The 2,993-nt window shown below is 65.3% G+C and carries 1 protein-coding gene and 1 pseudogene; one reads left to right on the forward strand and one right to left on the reverse strand.

Annotation, left to right across the window (positions count from 1 at the left end; translation table 11 throughout):
- The coding region (gene mutS / locus AC04L7_RS15570; protein ID WP_475513360.1) for a DNA mismatch repair protein MutS at window positions 1–1,613 on the reverse strand (1,613 nt) is incomplete at its 3' end.
- Window positions 1,614–1,788: 175 nt separating this feature from the next.
- Between mutS and AC04L7_RS15575 the strand changes: the two are divergent.
- Window positions 1,789–2,993: pseudogene (locus tag AC04L7_RS15575) on the forward strand (hypothetical protein); the annotation flags it as partial.

Below are 2,993 nucleotides of genomic sequence, written 5' to 3' on the forward strand. Positions count from 1 at the left end.
TCGTACAGCAGCTTCTCGCGCGACAGCGAGCGCTCGCGCGCGGACAGGACCTTGTCTTCGAACTGTTTCAGTTCCTCGGTGATGTAGCGTTCGGCGCCGGTCAGCGTCTGCCGGCGCGTGTAATGCACAGGCGCCTTGTCGGCCTGGCCCTTGCTGATCTCGATGTAGTACCCGTGCACGCGGTTGTAGCCGACCTTCAGCGTGGCGATGCCGCTGCTCGCGCGTTCGCGTGCTTCCAGGTCCACCAGGAACTGGTCGGCGTGGGTGCTCAGGCGCCGCAGTTCGTCGAGCTCGGCGTCGTAGCCGTCGGCCAGTACGCCGCCATCGGTGAGTTTGAGTGGTGGCTGCGGTGCGACCGCTGCCAGCAGCAGCGTCGCGGTGTCGTCGTGTTCGCCCAGTTCCGCGGCCAGCGCCTGCAGGCGTGGCGAGTCGAGCGGCTGCAGGTGGCCGCGGATGTCGGGCAACAGCGCCAGCCCGTCGCGGAGCGTGGACAGGTCGCGTGGCCGCGCCGATCGCAGCGCGACGCGGGTGAGGATGCGCTCGAGATCGCCAAGCGCACGGAAGCCGCTGCGCAAGTCGCGATCCGTACCGTGCCCGATCAGTGTCGCGATGGCATGGTGGCGCTCACTCAGCACGGCGCGGTCGCGCAGCGGCCGGTGCAGCCAGCGGCGCAGCAGGCGGCCGCCCATCGGGGTGACCGTGGTGTCGAGTACGCCGAGCAGGGTGTGCCTGGTGTCGCCATCGACGCGCGTGTCCAGTTCGAGATGGCGCCGCGTGGCGGCATTCATCGCGATGGCATCGCCGGCCGATTCCAGCGCGATCGCGGTAAGGTGGGGCAGGCGCTGCTTCTGGGTCTCCTCGACGTAGCCGAGCAACGCGCCCGCCGCGCCGGTGGCCAGGGCTTTGTCGTCGATGCCGAAGCCGGTGAGATCATGCAGGCCGAAGAAGCCAAGCAACTGGCGACGACCGCTGTCGGGATCGAACAGCCAGGGCGCGCGACGGCGCAAGCCGGTGCGCTGCTGCAGGAATGCGGGCAGGCCTTCTTCGTCGGGCACCAGCAACTCGGCCGGCTCGAGCCGCGCGAGTTCGGCTTCCAGCGCATCGTCGCTGTCCACTTCGTTGACCATGAAACGGCCGCCGGCCAGGTCCGCCCACGCCAGGCCATAGCCCGAGCGCCCCCGACTGATCGTCATCAGCAGGGTGTCGCGGCGTTCGTTGAGCAGGGCTTCGTCGGTCACCGTGCCCGGCGTGACCACGCGCACCACCTTGCGTTCCACCAGGCCTTTCGCCAGCGCCGGATCGCCGATCTGTTCGCAGATCGCCACCGACTCGCCGAGTGCGACCAGGCGGGCCAGATAGCCTTCGCAGGCGTGCACGGGCACGCCTGCCATCGGGATGGGGGCGCCGCCTGAACTGCCGCGCTGGGTCAGCGTGATGTCGAGCAGTCGCGCGGCCTTGCGCGCGTCGTCGTAGAACAGTTCGTAGAAATCCCCCATGCGGAAGAACACCAGCAGGTCCGGATACTCCGCCTTGGCGGCGAAGAACTGCTTCATGAGCGGGGTGTGCTCCGCCGAACCCGTTGATTTTTTTGATTGTTCTTTTTTATCAGACATTTAGCGCGTAATTCAGTCTAGCGAATGTGGGAGTCAGTGAACGCAAGTGGAAGGGTTTGGAGACCATATTAGTAGCCAAAGGTAGCCAAACCCCTGCATCTGTCGATTCGTGCCAAAATTTGGCTACCCGCGACAGAGTCGCGACCGATGCGTTCAACAAGGAAAGGTGGCCGCCGTGGCATTCCGACTGAAGCTCAACCCAGAACAACTGCGACAGCTTCGCAGCACCCAGCGCCCGAAGCTAGACAAAGCGGGGGCTATCGTCACCGGCGCAAAGGGGTTTGCAGTCCTCGAACCCAATCCCGATGGCAAGCAGTGGAGGTTCCTCGATGCCTCGCCGGGTGCCCCCACGGGGTTCGGCGTCTTCGTAGGGAAGCTCAAGTCCACCTACGAAGTTCAACGCAAGATCGGCGGCAAGGTCATGCGGATCAGCATTGGGGACACCAGCGAACTGACCTTGAAGGATGCCCACGATCTGGCTGGCGTCAAAGTCGCCGGGGCGAAGAAGGAAGGCAAGCACCCCAAGGTCCTGGCGGAGAAAGAACTCTCGATCCAGGCCACCAAGGCGCTGACCGTCAACCAAGCGATCCAGCTCTACCACGACATGTTGGCCCGGCGAACCCGCCCGGCGACCGAGGGCACGCTCAAGACCCTGACCAACTCCACAGCGCGCCTGGCCCGTCCGGAGGTGGGAATCGGTAACACCCCGATCATGGACCTGGACGAGGAAAGGGTGACCAAGGCGTTTGAAGCCACTCGGCTGTCCGCCGCTCTGCATTCCAACCGGTTGTCCCAGCCCGTGAAGGACTTCATGGAGCGGACGGGGCGGGTGGATCYCACCGACGCGGAGCTGGCCAAACTGGGCGTGACCAGCGAACCAATGCGCTCGCGCATCCGCGCCGCTGGCGTGTCCGCGGCCGAGCAGACGTTCGCCACCGCCTTCCGCGCCGTCAATTACGTGGTGGACAAGGAAGCGCGCGCGGCGAAGAAGGCCGAGCGCAAGGCGGTGCTGTTCGGCAACGACTTCGGGGTGTTGTGGGAGGAAGGCAAGATGCGCGACGCCGCAGGCCTCCACGACTATTACGAAAAGGCAAGGGTGCGGAACCCCTTGGGCAGCGAGGACAACACGCTGGGCAACGCCATCGAATACCTCTGGAGTCGACGGCAGGCCCAGCGGGGCCAGAACGAAAGCGGGGTCTATTACCTGCTGACGACCCTCTTCCTGGGTGCCCGTCGAAACGAGACGGCCAAGCTGGCGTGGTTTGACCGATTGAGCGAGAGCGAGCGGGCCACGAAGTCGTGGGTGTGGCTGGACGAAATGGACCCCAAGGCGTGGCGCGCCGGAGTTCCATCGGTCAATCCGGCGACCAAGAAGAAGGG

This window comes from Pseudoxanthomonas sp. LjRoot204_2, from assembly GCF_056175765.1.